Source organism: Streptococcus constellatus (assembly GCF_902167705.1).
GTDB lineage: Bacteria > Bacillota > Bacilli > Lactobacillales > Streptococcaceae > Streptococcus > Streptococcus constellatus_A.
Window position 1 is genome coordinate 43885 of record NZ_CABHMZ010000037.1, and the last position, 20066, is coordinate 63950.

The 20066-nt window shown below is 39.5% G+C and carries 27 protein-coding genes and 1 tRNA gene; all 28 read left to right on the plus strand.

Features of this window, described 5'->3' with window-relative positions:
• Positions 1 to 14: 14 nt before the first annotated feature.
• Positions 15 to 305 (plus strand): hypothetical protein, encoded by a 291-nt coding sequence (locus FQ204_RS10320; protein WP_144211217.1) that lies wholly within the window; start codon positions 15 to 17, stop codon positions 303 to 305.
• Between the two features lie 88 nt (positions 306 to 393).
• The gene (locus FQ204_RS10325) at positions 394 to 1317 is read left to right on the plus strand and encodes a recombinase RecT (protein WP_313905169.1); all 924 of its coding nucleotides are present in this window, start codon (positions 394 to 396) and stop codon (positions 1315 to 1317) included.
• The gene (locus FQ204_RS10330; RefSeq protein ID WP_144211221.1) at positions 1317 to 2150 is read left to right on the plus strand and encodes a PD-(D/E)XK nuclease-like domain-containing protein; all 834 of its coding nucleotides are present in this window, start codon (positions 1317 to 1319) and stop codon (positions 2148 to 2150) included. The genes FQ204_RS10325 and FQ204_RS10330 overlap by 1 nt, the downstream gene beginning before the upstream one ends.
• Positions 2151 to 2430: 280 nt before the next feature.
• Positions 2431 to 2643, plus strand: coding sequence for a sporulation protein Cse60 (locus FQ204_RS10340; protein WP_144211225.1), 213 nt, complete (start codon positions 2431 to 2433; stop codon positions 2641 to 2643).
• A 142-nt stretch (positions 2644 to 2785) separates the two neighbouring features.
• Complete coding sequence (locus FQ204_RS10345) at positions 2786 to 4069, plus strand: DNA cytosine methyltransferase (protein ID WP_144211227.1); 1284 nt, start codon at positions 2786 to 2788, stop codon at positions 4067 to 4069.
• Between the two features lie 14 nt (positions 4070 to 4083).
• A complete protein-coding gene (locus FQ204_RS10350; protein ID WP_144211265.1) occupies positions 4084 to 4416 on the plus strand; it encodes a hypothetical protein in 333 nt (110 codons plus the stop codon).
• The gene (locus tag FQ204_RS10355) at positions 4413 to 4925 is read left to right on the plus strand and encodes a crossover junction endodeoxyribonuclease RuvC (RefSeq protein WP_144211229.1); all 513 of its coding nucleotides are present in this window, start codon (positions 4413 to 4415) and stop codon (positions 4923 to 4925) included. The genes FQ204_RS10350 and FQ204_RS10355 overlap by 4 nt, the downstream gene beginning before the upstream one ends.
• Before the next feature lie 8 nt (positions 4926 to 4933).
• The gene (locus FQ204_RS10360) at positions 4934 to 5131 is read left to right on the plus strand and encodes a hypothetical protein (RefSeq protein WP_144211231.1); all 198 of its coding nucleotides are present in this window, start codon (positions 4934 to 4936) and stop codon (positions 5129 to 5131) included.
• 3 nt (positions 5132 to 5134) lie between these two features.
• A complete protein-coding gene (locus FQ204_RS10560) occupies positions 5135 to 5275 on the plus strand; it encodes a hypothetical protein (RefSeq protein WP_186286717.1) in 141 nt (46 codons plus the stop codon).
• A 260-nt stretch (positions 5276 to 5535) separates the two neighbouring features.
• Positions 5536 to 5943 (plus strand): DUF1492 domain-containing protein, encoded by a 408-nt coding sequence (locus FQ204_RS10365; RefSeq protein WP_144211233.1) that lies wholly within the window; start codon positions 5536 to 5538, stop codon positions 5941 to 5943.
• Positions 5944 to 6110: 167 nt separating this feature from the next.
• A tRNA-Glu gene (locus tag FQ204_RS10370) sits at positions 6111 to 6180 on the plus strand.
• Positions 6181 to 6255: 75 nt separating this feature from the next.
• A complete protein-coding gene (locus FQ204_RS10375) occupies positions 6256 to 6591 on the plus strand; it encodes an HNH endonuclease (RefSeq protein ID WP_144211235.1) in 336 nt (111 codons plus the stop codon).
• A 17-nt stretch (positions 6592 to 6608) separates the two neighbouring features.
• Entirely contained in the window at positions 6609 to 7076 is a 468-nt protein-coding gene (locus tag FQ204_RS10380) for a phage terminase small subunit P27 family (RefSeq protein WP_144211237.1), read from the plus strand.
• Position 7077: 1 nt separating this feature from the next.
• A complete protein-coding gene (locus tag FQ204_RS10385) occupies positions 7078 to 7350 on the plus strand; it encodes a hypothetical protein (RefSeq protein ID WP_144211239.1) in 273 nt (90 codons plus the stop codon).
• A 162-nt stretch (positions 7351 to 7512) separates the two neighbouring features.
• Positions 7513 to 9261, plus strand: a complete 1749-nt coding sequence (locus tag FQ204_RS10390) for a terminase large subunit (RefSeq protein WP_144211241.1) — start codon at positions 7513 to 7515, stop codon at positions 9259 to 9261.
• 176 nt (positions 9262 to 9437) lie between these two features.
• A complete protein-coding gene (locus FQ204_RS10395) occupies positions 9438 to 10664 on the plus strand; it encodes a phage portal protein (RefSeq protein WP_106079296.1) in 1227 nt (408 codons plus the stop codon).
• Positions 10621 to 11295, plus strand: a complete 675-nt coding sequence (locus FQ204_RS10400; RefSeq protein ID WP_144211243.1) for a head maturation protease, ClpP-related — start codon at positions 10621 to 10623, stop codon at positions 11293 to 11295. Before FQ204_RS10395 ends, FQ204_RS10400 begins: the two co-directional genes overlap by 44 nt.
• Positions 11296 to 11332: 37 nt before the next feature.
• Positions 11333 to 12505 (plus strand): phage major capsid protein, encoded by a 1173-nt coding sequence (locus FQ204_RS10405; protein WP_144211245.1) that lies wholly within the window; start codon positions 11333 to 11335, stop codon positions 12503 to 12505.
• A 16-nt stretch (positions 12506 to 12521) separates the two neighbouring features.
• Positions 12522 to 12638 (plus strand): hypothetical protein, encoded by a 117-nt coding sequence (locus tag FQ204_RS10410; RefSeq protein WP_144211247.1) that lies wholly within the window; start codon positions 12522 to 12524, stop codon positions 12636 to 12638.
• 12 nt (positions 12639 to 12650) lie between these two features.
• Complete coding sequence (locus FQ204_RS10415) at positions 12651 to 12953, plus strand: head-tail connector protein (RefSeq protein WP_144211249.1); 303 nt, start codon at positions 12651 to 12653, stop codon at positions 12951 to 12953.
• A complete protein-coding gene (locus tag FQ204_RS10420; RefSeq protein WP_144211251.1) occupies positions 12950 to 13318 on the plus strand; it encodes a head-tail adaptor protein in 369 nt (122 codons plus the stop codon). Before FQ204_RS10415 ends, FQ204_RS10420 begins: the two co-directional genes overlap by 4 nt.
• Positions 13315 to 13680: an HK97-gp10 family putative phage morphogenesis protein gene (locus tag FQ204_RS10425; RefSeq protein WP_144211253.1), complete on the plus strand. Its 366-nt coding sequence runs from the start codon at positions 13315 to 13317 to the stop codon at positions 13678 to 13680. The genes FQ204_RS10420 and FQ204_RS10425 overlap by 4 nt, the downstream gene beginning before the upstream one ends.
• Positions 13677 to 14114 (plus strand): hypothetical protein, encoded by a 438-nt coding sequence (locus FQ204_RS10430; protein ID WP_144211255.1) that lies wholly within the window; start codon positions 13677 to 13679, stop codon positions 14112 to 14114. The genes FQ204_RS10425 and FQ204_RS10430 overlap by 4 nt, the downstream gene beginning before the upstream one ends.
• 6 nt (positions 14115 to 14120) lie before the next feature.
• Positions 14121 to 14672 (plus strand): major tail protein, encoded by a 552-nt coding sequence (locus FQ204_RS10435; RefSeq protein ID WP_144211257.1) that lies wholly within the window; start codon positions 14121 to 14123, stop codon positions 14670 to 14672.
• A 57-nt stretch (positions 14673 to 14729) separates the two neighbouring features.
• Complete coding sequence (gpG, locus tag FQ204_RS10440) at positions 14730 to 15071, plus strand: phage tail assembly chaperone G (RefSeq protein ID WP_144211259.1); 342 nt, start codon at positions 14730 to 14732, stop codon at positions 15069 to 15071.
• A gap of 23 nt (positions 15072 to 15094) precedes the next feature.
• A complete protein-coding gene (locus FQ204_RS10565; RefSeq protein ID WP_186289956.1) occupies positions 15095 to 15271 on the plus strand; it encodes a hypothetical protein in 177 nt (58 codons plus the stop codon).
• A 12-nt stretch (positions 15272 to 15283) separates the two neighbouring features.
• The gene (locus tag FQ204_RS10445; RefSeq protein ID WP_144211261.1) at positions 15284 to 19573 is read left to right on the plus strand and encodes a phage tail tape measure protein; all 4290 of its coding nucleotides are present in this window, start codon (positions 15284 to 15286) and stop codon (positions 19571 to 19573) included.
• Positions 19574 to 19576: 3 nt separating this feature from the next.
• Positions 19577 to 20066 (plus strand): distal tail protein Dit (locus FQ204_RS10450; protein ID WP_186289955.1); only part of this gene is annotated, 490 nt, incomplete at its 3' end.

Here is a 20066-nt window from a genome sequence, read left to right on the forward strand (position 1 = left end):
AAGAGGAAACAACAATGGCATATCTACCAGAAGAACGCGAGACGGTTATCCGCTACGATGAACTGGACAATTGTTGGCATTTTGAAACAAATGTACGCAGACATATTACTAAGATTGAAAAGCGTATTGAGCTTTATGAAATTTTAGCTGAAGAATTTGATGAAAGAGGTAATCGAATTTACATTCAAGCTAAAATGCTTGAAGCAGATGTTAGCCCGTTTGCCAAACCGAAACGAAAAATTTCGGCAGAGCAAAAACAGGCACTATCTGAACGTGCTAAAATGCGTTTTAAGGTCTCGAAATAAAGCAAGATGTTATTTCTGACGAATCAAAACATATCGCAGGTATAATTATACCCTTAAACAAAACAAAGTCTGAAAACGACTGTAGAACGTGTCAAAACGAAAGGAAGATAAAATGGCAAATAATTTAGCGAATGTATCACACAAAGATTTTTTTAACGCACCCGCCGTAAAAGCAAAATTTCAAGAGGTGCTAAAAGGCAAAGAGAACGAGTTCGTGGCTAGCTTGCTATCAGTTGTTACGAATAATAATCTGCTAGTAAAAGCAAGCAATGAATCTATCATGACCGCAGCAATGAAGGCAGCAGTCTTAAATTTGCCAATCGAACCAAGTTTAGGGCAAGCGTATATCGTGCCTTATGGACGAGAAGCACAGTTTCAGCTCGGCTACAAAGGACTTATTCAGCTTGCACAACGAAGCGGCAAGTATAAGAGTATCAATTCGGGCGTTGTCTATAAAGCACAATTCATCTCATACAATCCACTTTTTGAAGAGTTAGAAATTGACTTTACGCAACCGCAAGACGAAGTTATCGGCTACTTTGCAGCTTTTAAACTGCTAAACGGTTTTGAAAAAGTCACTTATTGGACGAAAGAGCAAGCGTATGCTCACGGCAAACGTTTCTCAAAATCCTTTAATAATGGACCTTGGAAATCAGATTTTGATGCAATGGCGCAGAAAACGCTGCTTAAACAAATCATTAGTAAGTATGGCCCACTGTCAATCGAAATGGAACAAGCGATTGTCGCAGATAACGAAACCGAAAACGAAAAGGCAGCACCAATCGACGTTACCCCGCAAGAAACCGAAAGTCTTGATGACGTTCTTGGTAATCCAACCGTTTCCAAAGCGGAAAGTGTTGAGAATCAAGAGAATCCAGTAGTCGAAGAATCACAAAATAAAGTGGCTGTTTCCAAAACAGAAACAACCACACCAAAAGTCGACGAAGAAACGGGTGAAATCTTGGGCGGTGAGCAAGGTGAATTGTTTAAGGAACTTGAGGATTTGATGTGATGATTGAGCTAACGCAAGAAAATTATTATCAAGATACTAGTCGCTTGTCTTACTCGCGTTATAAGCGCTACAAGCAATGTCAAGCGAAGGCTTACGCAGTTGATAATGGTATTTGGGTAGAAGAACGGGACGACACCCCTCTTCTACTCGGAAATTATGTACACAGCTATTTTGAAAGTTCGGAAGCTCATGAAAAGTTTATGGCAGAAAATGGTGACAAACTCCTTGCGAAAACTGGCAAGAACAAAGGGAAATTAAAGTCAGACTTTATTATCGGCGACAAAATGATTGAGAGTTTGAAAGATGATGACGGCTTCAATCGCTTATATCACGGCTATCCAAGTGATAAAGTCGAAAAAGAAATGATTGTCTATGGCGAGATTGAAGGCGTGCCAGTCAAAGGTAAGCTTGATAGCGTCAATTTGTCAAGAGGCTATTTCGTGGATTTGAAAACTATGAAATCGATCTATACGGAAGAATGGAATGCAGATTTAAGAAAACGTGTCCCAACCGCAGTAAATAACATTTTGAACTTTGGGTATCACGGGCAGCTAGGACTGTATAGAGAATTGCTCAAACAGATGACGGGGCAAGAATTTAGACCTCTAATTGTGGCAGTTAGCAAAGAAGCTGTACCTGATAAAGATATTTTGAAGATTGATGAAGAGTGGCTCGAAGAAGGCCTTGCAAAAATCAGAGAAAACATTGTACACATCTGGCAAGTTATCCAAGGCGAAGTCAAACCTGCAAAATGCGGACGGTGCGACTATTGCCGAAGCCAAAAGAAATTGGACGCAGTTGTTAGCCTGAACGACTTGATTGGAGAATTTTAATGCGGAAGCAAGTAAAAGATATACTGATAACCCATAACACAGACCGTCCAAACGGAATCATATTTGCGATACACCAAAATAAGCAGGAGTGCATTGCGCTATTCGAGAGGTCCGGTTGGCCTGATTTGGAAACTCAATTTCTTTGCTGGAACGAAGACGTAAGAAATAAAACAGGTTTCCACTCGGAAAGTGATCTACTTAATGCTTATGTTTATAAGATTTGGGAAGTTACTGATGATTGGGTTTGCGTTGAATTATTGCCGTTTTAGGAGAAAGAAAGATGATTAAAACAGTTTTTTTATCGAGTGACTATCCGCACGAGAAAGCGATTGACGACCAAATAAATAGCTGGTTCGCTGAAAAACCAGACATTGAACTGATTGACATCAAGTTTCAATCAAATGTCTCAGCAGTTGCTGATAGTGGGGTCAGCGCCGAATATTGGCATGCATCTGCATTGATTATTTACAAAGAGGCGGAAAAGTCAAAATAGAAAACAACGTGCCGTGAACCACGCTAAAAGCGAACTAGAAAATGTGTCAATCGGTCTTGTGACCGTTTGGACGAATGGAGCGACTGCCCGTGTTTAGCCAAATTCACAAAATGGTAGTCGCTGTTTTTTTGAAAATAAAGGAATGAAATTTTTAGATTTATTTGCGGGTATCGGCGGCTTTCGTCTTGGAATGGAATCAGCAGGACATGAATGCGTAGGTTTTTGTGAAATAGACAAATTTGCAAGAGAAAGCTATAAAGCTATTCACGATACGAAAGGAGAAATTGAATTACATGACATCACAGCAGTATCAGACGACACTGTTCGAGGAATTGGACACGTTGACGTTATCTGCGGAGGATTTCCGTGCCAGGCTTTCAGCATTGCGGGAAAACGAAAAGGATTCGAAGATACTAGAGGAACTTTGTTTTTTGAAATCGCACGGTTCGCATCTATTCTCAGACCTCGCTTGCTATTCCTTGAGAATGTCAAAGGACTCCTCAATCATGATAGGGGGGATACATTCGAGACCATCCTCTCAGCCTTGGATGAATTGGGGTATGACGCTGAATGGCAAGTGCTTAACAGCAAAAACTTTGGAGTCCCCCAAAATCGGGAGCGTGTGTTTATTATCGGACATCTTAGAGGAAGAAGTACCAGAGCAATATTTCCTCTCGGCGGAAATGACAAAACGACTGATTGCAAACAACCAAAAATCAAAAAAGTAGGAAATATTCGCAAAAAAGGCAAATCGCAAAGCGGCGATGTTGTCTCAACAGATTCACTCGCCCCGACGCTATGTAGTACAACCACTCAAAAAGACCCTTTGAAAGTGGCGATACCAGTCTTAACTCCTAATCGCATTGACAAACGACAAAATGGTCGCAGATTTAAAGAGGACGGAGAGCCTATGTTTACCTTAACCGGTCAAGACAGGCACGGGATTGTGGTTGCAGGGAAATTGCCAGGTAATCACGACCAAAACTCGAGAGTGTACAATCCCAGAGGTCTCGCGCCAACTCTTTCAACCATGCAAGGAGGAGGGCAAGAGCCAAAGATTATTCAAAAGGCAAGGGGATTTAATAAAGGTGCTCAGCACAGCATAGCACCTACTCTTACCAGCAATAGCTATCAAGAGAATAACTTGGTCAAAGTTGTAGACTTTTACAACAAAATCACAAAAGATGAGGTTGGAACATTAACATCAAGTGGGGGAGGTAGCACTGTTCGAGCTGGAAGTTTTGGAATAACCGATGGCTATCGCATTCGGAAACTGACTCCTCGTGAGTGTTGGAGATTACAAGGTTTTCCAGATTTTGCGTTTGATAAGGCGCAAGAGGTGAATAGTAATAGTCAACTATACAAGCAAGCAGGAAATAGCGTGACAGTCAATGTTATTGCTGCAATAGCAAAAGAATTGAAATGAAAGGAAGTAAAAAAATGCAAAACAAAATCGATATACCAAACACAACAATAACACTCGAAATTGTTGATAAAGTTATCACGGTGACAAACGAAATCAATTATGACATTCAAATGCAATTTAAAAACCAAGACGCAGAAGCTTCTTTGGACGCAAACGGAGATGTATTTGAACCTCTATTTTGGCTAGATGTAACGGCTAAACCTAAGGAATCTAGCGAGTATCATTCTAGTTCAGCGGTTAAAGTAGAAAAGCAGAACTTGACAGAATTACAGAAGTTTTTTGAATTTATCGAAGATAACAAGCAAAACCTCTTTAATTTATGTGGATTCAAAGGAGAACTCGAATGAGTAATCTAACACTATCACTAGACGCTTCTACATCTGTTACTGGTTGGGCTATATTTGATGGCACAACCCTTGTAAAGAGCGGCGCAATAAAACCAAAGTTAAAATCATTTTACGAACGCGGCCGCTTGATGACTAACGAGTTAAAGATGATTCAGCTACGAGCTATCGAATCTTATAAAAAGCCATTTGATTATATCGTGATTGAAAAAAATAACGTTATGGGCCCGAACCAACAATCCATGATGAGCATAGGGATTGTAACAGGAATGATTTTAAGTAGATTAGTTGCAGATGAGGTTTACTTTGTAAACGTGTCAACATGGCGGAAACATTGGAAGTTCAGCTACAAAGACCGCAGCAAGAAGTCAATGAAAAAACAATCTATCGAAACTGTCGAGCGAGAGTTTGATAAGACTGTCAAAGATGATGAAGCGGATGCAATACTGATTGGCTCGTACTTTGTTAACAGCGGGCGAGAATCAGGAAAATTAGAACATCATAGTAATTGAGGTAGAACATGACTAAAATACCATACACAAAAGAAAGTGCTCGCAAGCTATGGACAGAGGCGAGAGATAAATATCAAATGCAGTTGGATTCTAAAAAACGCAAAGGTAGTTTTTCGCATGAGGCACATATGACTGCATTAGAGGACAGTTGGCTAAAGCGTCAGATACGCTATTGCAACGACAGAATAGAAGAATTGGAGGTGTAATACATGACTAGACCAAAGCGTTATCCATATTCTAAAAATCAATGGGAAGAAAGCACGTCGAAAATCTATACGTGGGACGGGGTTACATATGCCGAGTTCCCACAATTAAGAAACAGAATTACAGGAGAAGTAAGAAATGTTTGATTTTTTAGACCGAATAAAATATGAATCAAAATCATTCTTCGAAAGAATTATAACGAACACAAGAAGATTCTTCTGCAAGCATTATTACGTTAAGATACATTGCCGTTGGCTACTTGGTTATGTGGAGTGCAAAAAATGCGGCCGTGTAAAAACAAGTGAACCATACATGACAATTCACGAAAAGTAAAAAAAGCCGAGCGCACACTCGACCCCTTAGTTATAAATCACACAACACTATTATAACACAAAGGGGAACGAGTGTGAATAAAGTTGAGTCGATTTTAACGAGTTTGAAGCACATAGACGCATACATTGATAGCTTGATTAGACGTAGAGATAAAATCGAAGCTTCACTTTTATCCACGGCTAAATGGAGCGCAGATAAAGTAAAGGGCGGTGTGCAACGCAAACAAGATGACATCTATGTTGAGTTAATAACTGTCAAAGACGACATTGAAAAGAAAAGCGTTGAGGCTATTAGACTGCGTGCAGAGCTGGAAAGTTACATAGACGCTGTAGCAGATTATCAAAGCAGAAATCTGCTATCTATGCTATATATCGAGCATATAGATAGATATGACATATGCGAACAAGAACAATATGACATGAGTACGTTTTATAGAAAGTTAGCTAAAGCAAAACAGTTGCTTGCGAACGAATGCGAATAAATGCGAATAAATGCGAATGATTCCGACAAATAGCAGTTAATTGCATACGCATGCGAGCAGGTAGCGTGCTAATATAGTACTATCAAAAAATAAATAGACCGCGCTAAAAAATAGAAAGTAGGTATCTCCATTCGTAAGGCAGTGTTCTTGCGGTCTAGCGCTATTTCCAAGGCATAGCTTAACGGTAGAGCGGTTGATTTTCACTCAATGGTACGGGTTCGAATCCTGTTGCCTTGCCCTAAATACTTGTTAAGTCACACGGTTGTGTGGCTTTTTGTTTTTTTGAATAAAACTTTAGAAAGAGATAAAACAATGCGGCCGAAAAAATTATCAATCGTGAATGGACGGCGAGTCCAAATTGATTATGACAGCCGAAAGGAAGAATATAACAGTTACAACAAAACACGTTGGCAGTACGATAAAAAGGTCAAACGTTTTTATAACTCCCCTATTTGGGTAGAGACGAGCAAACAAGTTTTGTTACAAAATGACTATATCTGTGCTATGTGTGGTGGCGAAGCAACGATGACAGACCATATCATCTCTGTTAAAAAAGATTGGTCTAAACGATTAGATTGGGATAATTTGCAACCATCTTGCAAAGCATGTAACGACGCAAAAGCAGTGAGAGAGCGTACAGGAAATTAGAAGAGAGGAGAGAACCTATGGGCAGAAATATGAAAGTTGTGGCGGCAACAAAAAAACATTTAACCAAAGAAGAAAAAGAAAGACGGAAAGAGATTGAAGAAAAAGCTTCTGACGGTTTGACAATGTTGCAAGCGACCCCACCTGACTATCTAAGCGCAACAGCTAAGAGAGAATATCGGAGAATTATAAAAGACCTTAGAAATTTACCTATAAGAAATTTAGATAGGGCTATTCTCGAAAATTACTGCACATGGTACGCAGTTTATAGAGAAGTGACTGCAAAGTTAGATAAACACGGATACGTTGTTTTTGACGGAGAAAAAGGTTGGGTTCCGAGCCCTCTGATTATTACATTAGAAAAAGCAACTACTAATATTCGCTCTAGCGCTTCTCAGTTAGGTTTGACAGTAGATAGTCGAATGAAGATGTTTGTACCAAAAACAGAAGAGAAGAAAGTGAGTATCTTTGATAAGTTTGGGGGATGACATGAATAAATATCAAAAACTAATTCAACTTATAAAGAAAAATAGTTTTTCTATTATATCTCAAAAAGTTCACGATTCACAAAGCGGATGGAACGGAGAAAGTTTGGTAATAAAGGATGGCGCCGTACCGATTTTTGATTTATCAGTCAATGGTTATTGTTTTGATGACGATTCAGTAGATAAGGCATTGGATGCTGTTGAAGATTATTTAGAGAATAAAAACATGACATCTTTTGACGCCTTTAAAGAATGGGTGGATGCACATAAGGAATAGAGGATTTTAATAAAAAAAGAACAGTTGAAAAATTCAGCTGTTCTTTTTGCAGAGCGCAGGAAAAACAACAGAAGAAGCAAAAAAGGATTTTCAGAATGGTCAAGAACATTAAAATATTTAGATAACAAGAAAGAATAGTTTTTTTGAAAGGAGGTCATTTAAATAACTTACGATTATTCAACGATACGTGACGAGTTTAAAGATGTCGCGTATTACTATGCTAAAGATATAGTAGACGGACATATAAGAGCAAGTAAAAAAGTTATCAAGGCTTGTCTGCGACATTTAAATGACCTCAAAAAGATTGACAATCCAAACTCTGCTTTTACGTACATCCCTGATAAGGCGCAAAATGCTATCGACTTTTTGGAAATCTTGCCAGATGTCAAAACAGGGGAAACTTATCCGTTAGCTAGATTTCAAAAGTTCATCATTTCAAGCCTCTATGGGTGGAGAAAGAAAGCCGACACATCAATCAGGCGTTTTAGAAAAGCGATTGTTTCTGTTGCACGTAAAAACGGGAAGACGATTCTAATTGCTGGAGTACTGCTATATGAATTTTTATTTGGACGGAATCCTGCTTTGAGTCGTCAATTGTTTTGTACCGCCAATGATAGAACACAAGCTAAGATTGCTTGGACAATGGCTAAGAAACAATTGGAGGCCTTGAGAAATAAATATGCAGACATTCGTAAGAATACCAAGGTTATGCGGGATGAACTTGTCAACAAAAAGGATGAATCCTACATCCGAGCGCTTAGTCGTGATACCGGAGCTGTGGATGGATTTGAACCTTATGTAGGCGTCCTAGATGAGTACGCAGCTAGTAAAACAGATGAAATGTTAGAACTACTCGCATCAGGGCAGGGCCAGCTTGATAACCCTCTTATCTTGATTATATCTACAGCAGGGCTTGATTTAAATGTACCAATGCACACTGTTGAGTATCAGTATGCTAGTAGAATCCTTGATGAAGAAATTGAGGACGATTCTTACTTTGCATTTATTGCAGAACAAGAAAGCGTGGATGAAATTAAGGAAGAAGAGAGTTGGATAAAATCAAATCCTATTCTAGAAGTTGAAGCCCTTAGAGAAAAAATCACAAACTATCTCCGTGATAGATATAAAACGGCTCTTGAAACAGGAGGTTTGAATAAAGTACTCGTCAAGAACTTCAACATGTGGCGGCAATCAAGCGAGGAGTCTTATATAGATAAACAAACGTGGGATGGAGCGAAGACTGATAAACCAGACACAAAAAAGAGACGTGTATGGCTTGGTGTAGACGTCGGTCGTGTAAGCGACTTGTTCTCGATTACACCTTTCGCACAGATGGATGATTATTGGTATATAGATAATTTTTCTTTCGTGGCCACTAAGTATGGTTTAGCGGCTAAAGAAAAGAGAGACGGGGTATCTTACACCGATTTAGAAAGAATGGGCTATTGCGAGATTACAACGCTTGAAAGCGGAGTGATTGATGATGAAAGAGTTCTCGAAAAAATGGAGGAAATGATATACGAAAACGATTGGGAAGTACAGGCGATTTGTTACGACCCTTACCAATTTGGAAGTTTGCTAGCCATGATTGAAAAACGCCATCCAGAGTGGCCGTTGATCCAAGTATCGCAGACGACAATGGTATTGAATATGCCGACTAAGCAATTCAGAGATGATATGAAGCTTGGAAAAATAAAACATTCCGGAAACCTACTGTTGACAATGGCTTTTAACAATGCCTTTATCAAAACCGATAACAACGGTATGCGGATTGATAAAAACAAGAATAGTAATAAAATCGACCCAGCAGACGCTGGATTAAACGCTTATGCAGTCTGTTACCTAGAGCCATTCGACGGTTCGGGCTGTTGGACAAACGAAAAAATAATGGAAAGCGAGAGCCTGTTTTAATGAAATGGTTTTTTAATAATATCCATACACTGTTTTTAATTGCTGCCATGTTCTGTGTTGGATATGGTGTTTTTTTAGTGAATACTGCAGTCGGTTTTATTGTTACCGGTCTCATGTTGTTCGCTGTGGCTATTTATATTGACCGAAACGGTCGATAAAGGAGGTGAAAAGTATAAATGAGTTTTTTTCAATCGTTAAGCTCAAAAGTCTCTTATGATGACTATGTAAGTTCTGTATTATCAGGTAATTCAGCCCCGTTATACGTTGGAATATCGGCTTTGAAAAACAGTGATATATTGACAGCAACTTCTATCATAGCTGGAGACATTGCTAGATTTCCACTGATAAAAAAAGATTTAGCAGGCAACGTCATTCAGGATGATGATTTGAATTATTTATTGAATGTAAAGTCTACAAAAAATGTTTCGGCGAGAGAATGGAAGTTCGCTATGGCTGTCAATGCAATTTTAACAGGTAATAGTTATTCTCGAATTTTAAGAGATCCTAAAACGAATAAAGCTTTGCAATTCCAATTTTACCGTCCTTCTGAGACAACAGTTGAAGAAACAGATGATCACGAAGTTATTTATACATTCATTGATAGATTGACAGGAAATCAAATTGCTTGCACTTCTGATAATGTGGTTCACTGGAAATTCTTCAGCCACGACACAATCCTTGGGCGTTCCCCGCTCCTATCTCTTGCAGATGAGATAGCTTTGCAAGACGGCGGAACACAAACGTTAATTAAATTTTTCCGTGATGGTTTTTCAAGCGGAATTCTAAAACTTAAAGGTTCGCAGTTGAACGCAGAAGCTCGTAAAAAAGCCCGTATGGATTTTGAAAAAATGCGGGAAGGTTCAATCGGCGGAAGCCCTTTGGTTTTTGATGATACGCAGGAATACGAACCGCTTGAAATTGATACAAATGTATTGCAGCTAATTACAAGTAATAACTTTTCTACAGCACAAATTGCTAAAGCTTTACGAGTTCCTAGTTATAAACTCGGTGTTAATAGCCCGAATCAATCTGTAGCGCAGTTAATGGCTGATTATGTTAGCAATGACCTTCCGTTTTATTTTGACGCCATAACAAGCGAAACGGCGTTGAAAGTTTTAGATGCTACTGAACGGAAGCTATATCGAATCGAATTTGATACACGCAAAGTAACCGGCTTGTCATCAGAAGAGGTTCGAAACTTGGTGAAAGACCAGCTGTTAACTCCTAATCAAGGGTTAGAGCAACTTGGCTTACCTAAGTCTGACGACCCTAACATGGATAGGTATCAATCTAGCTTGAACTATGTCTTCTTAGATAAAAAAGAAGAATATCAAGCAATGAAAGGGGGTGAGACAGGAAATGCCAAAAAGAATCAAGATGAAGGGGCCGCTGATTCCCAATAACAGTCAAGAAGCTTATGACTACTTTGGCTTGGAAGCAGTTAGTGCCCGAAGCATTGCCGAAGCGTTGCCAGAGGATAATTCAGACATTGTTCTTGAGGTAAATTCAACTGGAGGTTTGGTAACTGTTGGTAGCGAAATCTACACTACATTACGGAACTACGCCGGCAAAGTTACAGCAGAAATAACAGGTATGGCTGCAAGTGCTGCAAGTGTAGCTGTTATGGGAGCAGATAAAGTTATTATCAGCCCTACAGCTCAGATGATGATTCACAAAGCTTTATTCAGCTATGTGTCAGGCAATAGCGACGACTTGGACAAAGTTTCCAATGCTTTGAAGGCCAGCGACCAAGCAATCGTTAATGCTTATGTTGCAAAGACGGGGATGTCGGAAGATGACATTATGGCTCTAATGAAGGCCGAAACCTATATGTCTGCGCAAGATGCTGTTGACAAAGGTTTTGCAGATGAAATCATGAGTTTTGATGATGTAGAAGCGGTTGCCAGCATCGGCAATGGTATTTTACCTCAAGCGGTAATTGACGACTTTTACGCTAACCGTAGCAAGCGTAAGTCAGAAATTCAAAATATGCTACGAGAAATAGAAAAAGAAGAAATTTTACAAGGGCTATAAGTCCTATTTTTTATGTTCAAAAAAGGAGAATAAATATATGTTTGATGAAAAAATCAAAGAGTTACAGGCGACAATCGCGAATTTGAATTCGACAATCGCTTCCAAAACAGCAGAAGTAAAAGCAGCTTTAAATGCTGATGACTTAGACAAAGCCCGCACAATCAAAGCGGAAGTTGAAAATGCAAAAGCAGACCTCGCTTCTGCAAAAAAAGATTTAAAACTATTTGAAGACATGATGGATGTAGGCGGTGCAGAGGGAAAAGCTGGTCAAAAGGTAGAACCAGAAGAAATGTCTTACCGCGACAAAGTCAACGCTTTTTTGAAATCTAAAGGAGCTGTTGCACATGAAGGTCTTCGTTTTGGTGAAACTCGTGACGAAGTTCTTATTCCGCTAAATGACATTGTTCCAAAAACAGATGGTGTATTGAAAACGAATACCAAACCAGTAACGAGTGAAGAATTGGTGACTACTCCACTCCGTGAAGTGAAGACTGTTGTCGATTTGAAACAATTCACAAATGTTCACAAAACAAAGAAAGGGTCTGGTAAATATCCAATCCTTAAGAAAGCAACTTCACGTATGCATAGCGTTGAAGAGTTGGAAAAAAATCCAGCGCTTGCTAAGCCAGAATTCGAAAATGTGCCTTGGGAAGTTAAAACTTATCGTGGAGCAATCCCAATCTCTCAAGAATCAATTGATGACGCAGATGTTGATGTTCTTGCTTTAATCGCTGAACAAATCGGAGAAATCAAAGTAAATACTACTAACTATGCTATTGCAGAGGTTTTGAAAACTTTCGAAGCAAAAACTGTCACAAATCTTGACGAATTGAAAGCTATTATCAATGTAACTCTTGACCCTGCTTATCAAGTGTCTTTTGAAGCTAGCCAAAGCTTCTACAATCTTCTTGATACATTGAAAGACAAGAACGGACGCTACTTGCTGCAAGATTCAATTGTTTCGCCGTCTGGCCAAGTTGCTTTAGGAAAAGTCATTAACGTCCTTTCTGACGAAACACTCGGAGCCGCTACGGAAGCAAAAGCATTCGTAGGAGATTCTAAGCGTGGTGTATTGTTTGTAGACCGCTTGGAAATCGGTTTGCGTTGGGCTGAAAATGACATTTACGGACAATATTTACAAGCTGTAATGCGCTTTGATGTTAAAAAAGCAGACGCCAAAGCTGGATACTTTGTAACTTATACACCCTAAGAAAGCCACCACAGAGGTGGCGAAACCGACAAATGCTAGTACTAAACAAGAAATAATGGATTACTTGGATAGCAAAGGCATACACTACGATCCGTCGGCTACAAAGCAAGAACTCTTGGCTTTGGTAGTCTGATAGGAGGTGTCTATGGCAGTTTCTAAAGAATACTTAGATAAGGTGAAACTCTATTGTAAAATCGATTACGATTTTGAAGATTCACTTTTGGAATCAATGATTGAATCGGTTATAGAAGAGATTTGCTTTGCTATAGAAAAAAATAGTACCTCTGAAAGTTTTAAAGGGGACGCAAGATTTGATTTGGCTGTTATGAAACAAGTCAAAGAAGAATATGAACATCGCGGACTGTCAGCAGATACTGAACGGTATCCGCTGGCCAACGGTGTTTTAAATATCATCCATCAATTGCGATTACGAGGTGATAGACAGTGATTACTCGCAAAATGAATACGCGCATTACTATATTCAAAAAAATAGGCGGGCAAAATGAAGACGGAGAAGTAATTGATTCATTAAAGGTTGATGTTTTGACTTGCTGGGCAGAAGTGCAACGAACTTCTGTGAAGGACTTTAAAGCAGGCGGAAAGACTTATGTTGGAGAATTGGCGCAAAACGGACAAAAACCTCTCGAATCTTTCAAAGATATAAAAGTGTTTTTGATTCGTTACATGCCAAAACTTCCTTTTGATAATTCTATGTATATCAATTTTAATGATTTTGAATATAAAATCACGGAGATTGAGGTTGATTATGCTTCTAAAGATATCATCATGATAAAAGGGGAGCGTGTATCATGACAAAAGGATTAGATGAAATTTTAGGTAACCTAACCAGACTGCAAGTACGTGTCCCGACAGTAGCGAAAGCTGCGGTAACGGAAGCGGCAGAAGAGTTTCGAAAGCAGCTATCGACGAACACCCCTGAAGATAGCGGGGTGTTGGAAGAAGATACTGTGGTAAGTGGCTTTAAAGGTGCAAGTCACGGGATTATCTCAAAGGACATTGGTTATGGTCGTCAAGCTGGATGGCGTGCGCACTTTCCGGACGCCGGGACGGTTTATCAGGCTCCACAAGACTTCAAAGAAAAGACTATCAACCAAATGACGCCTGTCGCAAAAGAAATCTACGCTAAAAAAATAAGGGAGGGATTGAATTTATGACAATTGAAGCAACGGTTTACAAATTGCTTAGCGGTGATAAAGAATTCAATAAACTTCTGGATACAATTCGGGGAGGAGAATTCGGAAATGGATATAAGCAGGGTATTTTTACTTATGCTATACCTGAAAACCCGGTTAACATCATTAAACCGAATCTAGCTCCTTTTGTTAGAATAAATCCAAATTATGAAGTTCCTGTTATTTATGCGGATGATGACAATTGCGCAACTGAATATAGAGTTACTATCAACTTTTGGTGTCAAACGGGTTCACAATCAGAACAAGTCGCGCATAAGATGGATGAAATATTAAAAAGAAATGGTTTTGAACGCTATACAGCAAATGAAAAACCACGATATAGAGATGGCGATATCAACTTATTAACAAATATAAGAAAATATCGCTTTTTTGATTGGAAAAAAGAAAGAGAGTAAAAATAAATGGGTAAAGTAAAATTTGGCTTACGTGATTTTGAGTATGGTATTGTTACCGCTGAAAATAAAGTTTCTACAACTAAAAAGTTGCCGGGCATGAAATCTGCAAAACTTGAAATCACAAACGAACTACAAACAATCATGGCAGATGATGGTCCTTACGTTGTCTTATCTGGCGGCATTACAGAAACAACGCTTGAAATCGAAGTTTTGGATTTGAATTCTGCCGCTCGCAAAGATTTTTATGGTATCGAAACAACGAAAGGCGTTGAAAAATACAACAAAAATCTTACTCCTAACGACATCGCCTGTATGTTCCGCACAAGTACAGAAGATGGAAAAGCTATCTGGGTAGGCTTGCTAAAAGGTAAATTCACAGTTCCAGGAATGGATATGAAAACCAAAGAAGGGGCTCCAGATCCAACTCCAGACACAACAAAAGGGAACTTTGTTGCTCGCGGGGATGACGAAAGCGGAGATATTTTATATATTGGTCGCGAGGATGCCACTGATTTTGATTTCAACGAATTTAAAAAGATGGTGTTCCCGACTGCATAACAAGGGGCTAGGTTTTTCCTAGCTTCTTTTCTTTGTTTTTTTAGAAAAGGAGTAAATATGTTTGAGATTAAATTAAATAAAGGCGGGGTAGAAAAGGAATTTAAGAAAGATTTTATCAGCGTTGAAGATAATCTTTTGGCAATTGAACACCAAGTTCGTCAAACTGCTCTTTATGGAGACGAAAAAGATGTAATTAACCCGGTTAAACACCGCAAGATGAATGAAGCTTATTTGCAGATGTTTGTTGATATGTACCGCAAACAATTTACTGTTGAAGATTTAAAACAAGCTGATATGTCTGTTTTAGATACGCTTAATGAGCTTTATTTAGAAGCTCTTGGTGGAAAAAAAGAAAAATCGGACGAGGAATCCGAAGGTGAAGAAAAAAAGGAACAATAACTCCAGAAGAAGCGAAAGAGAATTTGCTATTGTGGATTCAGTCGTTACTAAGAAACGGCTATACAATTCTGGATATAAAAAAGCTGCAACTATCAGACTTCGAGTTAATGGTTGAAGCGTTAGAAAAACAAGTGCCAGAAATAAAAGAAGAAGTAATAGAAACCACACTTGACAAAGCTTTTCCGTTTCTTTTTGGCTAGAAAGGAAATTGGATGGCGAGTAATATCGGCGATTTGGTCGCAACCGCAACTCTTGATATAGCACCCTTTATGACGAATACAAAGAACTTAAAAACCTACTTAAAAGGCTTGGATAATTCTTTGAGAAGCGTTGAGAATAGTTTCAAAACAAAAGGGGATAAGTTAAATAAAATGAGACTGCTCTATGACCAAACCGGGCAGTCTTTGACGAATTATCAAAAATTATTAGCTAGACAAAGTGATAAATACAATCAATTAAAAGCAGAAATCGGCGATGTCAACAATGCGACAGAAGCCCAAAAAGGAGTGTTACTAGGTGCACGCTCTGAAATGACTGCGACGGCGGCACGAGTTGTTGAATTGCAAGGAAAGTACAACGCCTTAGGGCGTGAGTTAAGTGTTTTCAATCGATTTGGAAATGCTGCAATAGACTTTGGGAACAAAATGCAAAGCGTTAGTCGTTCTTTGGGTGGTGTAGGCTCTGCACTCACTCGTGGCGTAACAGTCCCTATAGCAGCTGGAGCAGGAGCAGTTATAAAAGCTGCCATCTCTTGGGAAAGTGCTTTTGCTGGAGTCAAAAAGACAAATGAAGAAGTAGTTGATTCAAATGGTAGAGTGATCTATTCTTACCAAGACTTGGAAAACGGGCTCCGCGGATTGGCTACTAAACTGCCAGCTAGTCACCAACAAATTGCAGCAGTAGCAGAAGCTGCCGGGCAATTAGGTATTAAGACCGAAAATGTCGTTAGCTTTACAAAGACTATGATTGATATGGGCGAATCTACGAATATGTCTGCTGAACAAGCTGCGACTTCTCTCGCGCGATTGGCAAACATAACTAAACTCCCGCAAAATCAATTTAGCAATCTTGGTTCTGCCATTGTTGATTTGGGTAATAACTTTGCTACAACAGAATCCGAAATAACAGAGATGGCTTTACGTTTAGCCGGTGCTGGTACTCAAATCGGATTGACTCACGGTGATATTTTAGGATTAGCAACCGCTCTGTCTTCTGTCGGTGTCGAAGCTGAAATGGGTGGTTCAGCAGTTTCAAAAATCATGGTGAAAATGCAAGTTGCTGCTAAAACAGGTTTAGCTCAAATGGAACAGTTGAGTGCTAAAACAGGCATGACAAGACGCGAATTAGAGCTAATGTCTTCTAATAATTCTAAAGGCTTTAAAAACCTAGCAGATTCTATCGGCATGACAACCAACGAAATGAACGGCATTATAAAGTCATCTCGTGACTTAGAAAACTTCGGAAAAATTGCTGGCATGTCTGCGCAAGAATTTAAACAAGCTTTCGAAAAAGACGCAATTGGAGCGATCCAAAAATTCTTACAAGGGCTAGGAGATGCAGAAAAACACGGTAGCTCTGCTATTGAAATGCTCAATGAAATGGGCATAAAAGAAGTGCGCTTGAGAGACTCACTCTTGCGTGCTGCAAATGCTCAAGACTTATTTAAAAACGCTGTAGCTCGTGGGAATAAGGCTTTTAATGAAAATACAGCTTTAACAAACGAAGCAAACAAACGCTATGAAACAACAGCGTCAAAACTCAAAATTTTAAAAAATGAATTGACAGAGACAGCAATTAAGTTTGGCGGTCCTTTGCTTGATGCAATCAGAAACGGAGTAAAAGCCGGCGAACCTTATTTGCAAATGCTTTCTAAAATGGCGGAGAGTTTTAATTCTTTAGACAAAGAGCAACAACAAAACATTATTAAGTGGGGATTGATTGTTACCGCTGCAGGACCCGCTATATCTATTCTCGGTAAAGGGGCGAATGTGTTAGGTTCCCTTTCAAAAGGAGCCGGGCTTGCATCAAAAGGTCTTGGCTGGGTGGCACGTGAGTTACGGAATTTGTTAGCTGCAAAATCTGGTGTAACTGAATTAGGAAGCGCAGCCGCTGGCGCAACTGCTGGCACAAAGACCTTAAGCGGAGCATTAGGCGGATTATCTTCAATTGCTTCTCCTTTAGGATTGGCTTTAGGAACTGCAGGCTTAGCAGGCGGATTGGTCTTACTTGCTAATGCACAAGATAGTGCTAGGACAAAAGCGGAAAAATTTGGTACGAAGTTATCCGGAGATGTAACAAGTCAACTAGAAGCCTTTAATAGCAAAATGTATGAAGCCAAAAATTCGATGACGAATTTTGAAACAGGAGCAACTAAGTCTACTGAAAATGTAAAAAAAGCCGTCACTAGCATGCTTGATGAAATCAAGCAAGGTGCAGAAAGTTACAATAAAGAGTTAGAGAAAGTAGCTCAAAAATACGGTATCTCTCCAGATAAAATTGAAAAAGCTAAAAAGAACAATGAACAAATTGTAAAAAACGCCGAAACGATGACGCAACAAATTTCAGAAATTTATTCCCGTCACAATGGCAATGTAAAACAGTTGACTGATACCGAGAAACAAATCGTGGAATCGAACGTAAGGCAATTAGCTGAAGCAAGAGTACGCGTATTGGGGTTAGGCAAAGAAAAAGAAAAAGCGATTCTGAGAACTTTCAATGGCGATGTGGCAAATATGACGAAAGGTCAATTAGAAGACCGATTCGCAAATTTAAAACAGGCTATGACAGAAGAGCAAACGCTTTACAAGAAACAAAAAGCTGACCTTAAGAAGTTGTTAGATGGCGGCGTTATTGATCGCGAAGAATACAATACCAAAATGGCTACTCTAGAAGCGCAACATAAAGCGACTATGAGCAAATTTGGTGAAGCTTTAGCAAAAGTTGCTCAAATGCACCAAGCTAAATCTGGAGGCTTAGTTAAATATACCGAAGAAGCCAAGAAAATCTTAAGTGAATATGGATTGAGCTTTGAAGATTTGGCGAACAAGGCTACAGCTTCTGCGGGTAAACAATCAACAGCCGCGGCTATGATTGGTAATTACACAGCTAAAATGTCACAAGACGCAAAAAATGCGACTGACCAATGGAATGCACTTGTTTTAGACCCTAAAACAGGGGAAGTCAAGACCAATGCGTCGGAAGAAATTGCAAAAGCGCTCACCGCAAAAGATGGCTGGAAGAACATGGAGTTTGTATTAAAAAATGCCAATATCAAATCCAATGCTAGAGCTCAAGTTGCCGACGCTTTAATAGCTCAGGGCAAATGGGATAGCACAACTCCGAAAGAAAAAGAGCTATTATTCCAAAACGCAAAAGGCTTGAAGGCTATCTATGACTCAAAGGAACAACTCGAAATCTGGAATAGTATTCCCGACAAAGTGAAAAAGCTACTTGCCGATGATACCGACTTTTCAACAAAAGCAACCGTTGCAAAAGATACACTTGAAAAGTGGAACTCTCTGACACCAGAACAAAAAAAACTAGTTGCGACTAACAATACTACGGAAGCGGTAAATTTAGCTTTGAGCACGTTAGGAATAATCCCTGAACATAAACTCACCAGTTTAGATGCTAAAAATAATACGCAGGTCGCTACGAGCGCAGCGCAAGCGTTGATAGATGGTGTAAAACAATTAGCGCCCGCGCAAGTCCATGCCAGCGACCAGACAATCGGACCGACCTCGTCGGCTCAATCAAAGATTAATAGCGTCAAGCAATTAGCGCCCGCTTTGGTAAATGCAAAAGATTTAACAAGAGGCCCGACTGGTTCTGCCAAAAGTAACATCAATAGCGTGCACGGTAAGACTGTTCATATCAACGCTGTTGATAACGCTTCGGGGGTTATTGGTAGTATCAGAGGCATGCTAAGTACTTTGGCAGATAAAACAATCAACGTATTCACGCGTCATATCAACCACGCTAAAGGTACGAACTTTCACCCCGGCGGTCTTGCAATGGTTAACGACCAAAAAGGGCCGCTGTATCGAGAGTTGGTTACTTTGCCTTCTGGTGAAGCTTTCATCCCAGAAGGACGCGATGTAATCTTACCCCTTCCTCGTGGGTCTAAAGTATTGCCTGCAAATAAAACAAAGAGGTTATTCCCTCGATATGCGAAAGGGATAGGATTTGAAGATACAAACATCGCTCAATTAACAAGCCGAATGAGTAGGTTATCATCTGAACAACGCATTGAAATTAGCAGTAGTAATAATTCAGAATTAAAAAACATGATTTTGGAATTGATTCAATACTTTAAAGATAGAGAAAGCGATGACCTGCTAGGTCATGCGCTGGACACTATCAAAGAAATGGCTAAAAGACCAACGCTGGTGGCTGTGCAAGCCGATAGGCAAGAGGTTGCTAGACTATACGCTCAACCTTTAGCAGAAGAACAAGCAAAACGTGAAGCAATTTTAAGAGCAGTAGACGGGAAGGGGTGGTAGTTTTTGGAGAAAGTATTTTATGGTGGAATTGAATTAACAAAATATATTACCATTGCAAAAGGTTTCACACTTTTTGATGGTGCAGATTTTGACCCGCAATTCGGTGATTATTCAACCTCGGACGGTTCAGGATTTTTATTTACCAGAAAAGGAGTCAAAAAAATCTCTCTCCCGTTTTATAACAAAACAGGAACCTTTGAGGAATACGACGAATTGCAGAAAGCGCTCAATACCGAAGAACCGAAAGAATTGAAATTTAGCAGAGCCCCAGAAAAGGTATTTTATGCTATCCCAACTGGTACAATGAGTTTCGAAGCACTTGTGCGCAATAACGGAAAAGGCACTATTACATTCATTATCTCAGACGGTTTAGCACACGCTAAGAATCCGAAGTATTTTGAATTTAAGAAGAATGAGCAAGGCGTGCTAGAAGCTGAAATTATAAATAATGGTAGTGCAGAAATATCGGTCAACTACCGAATCAAGCTCAAAC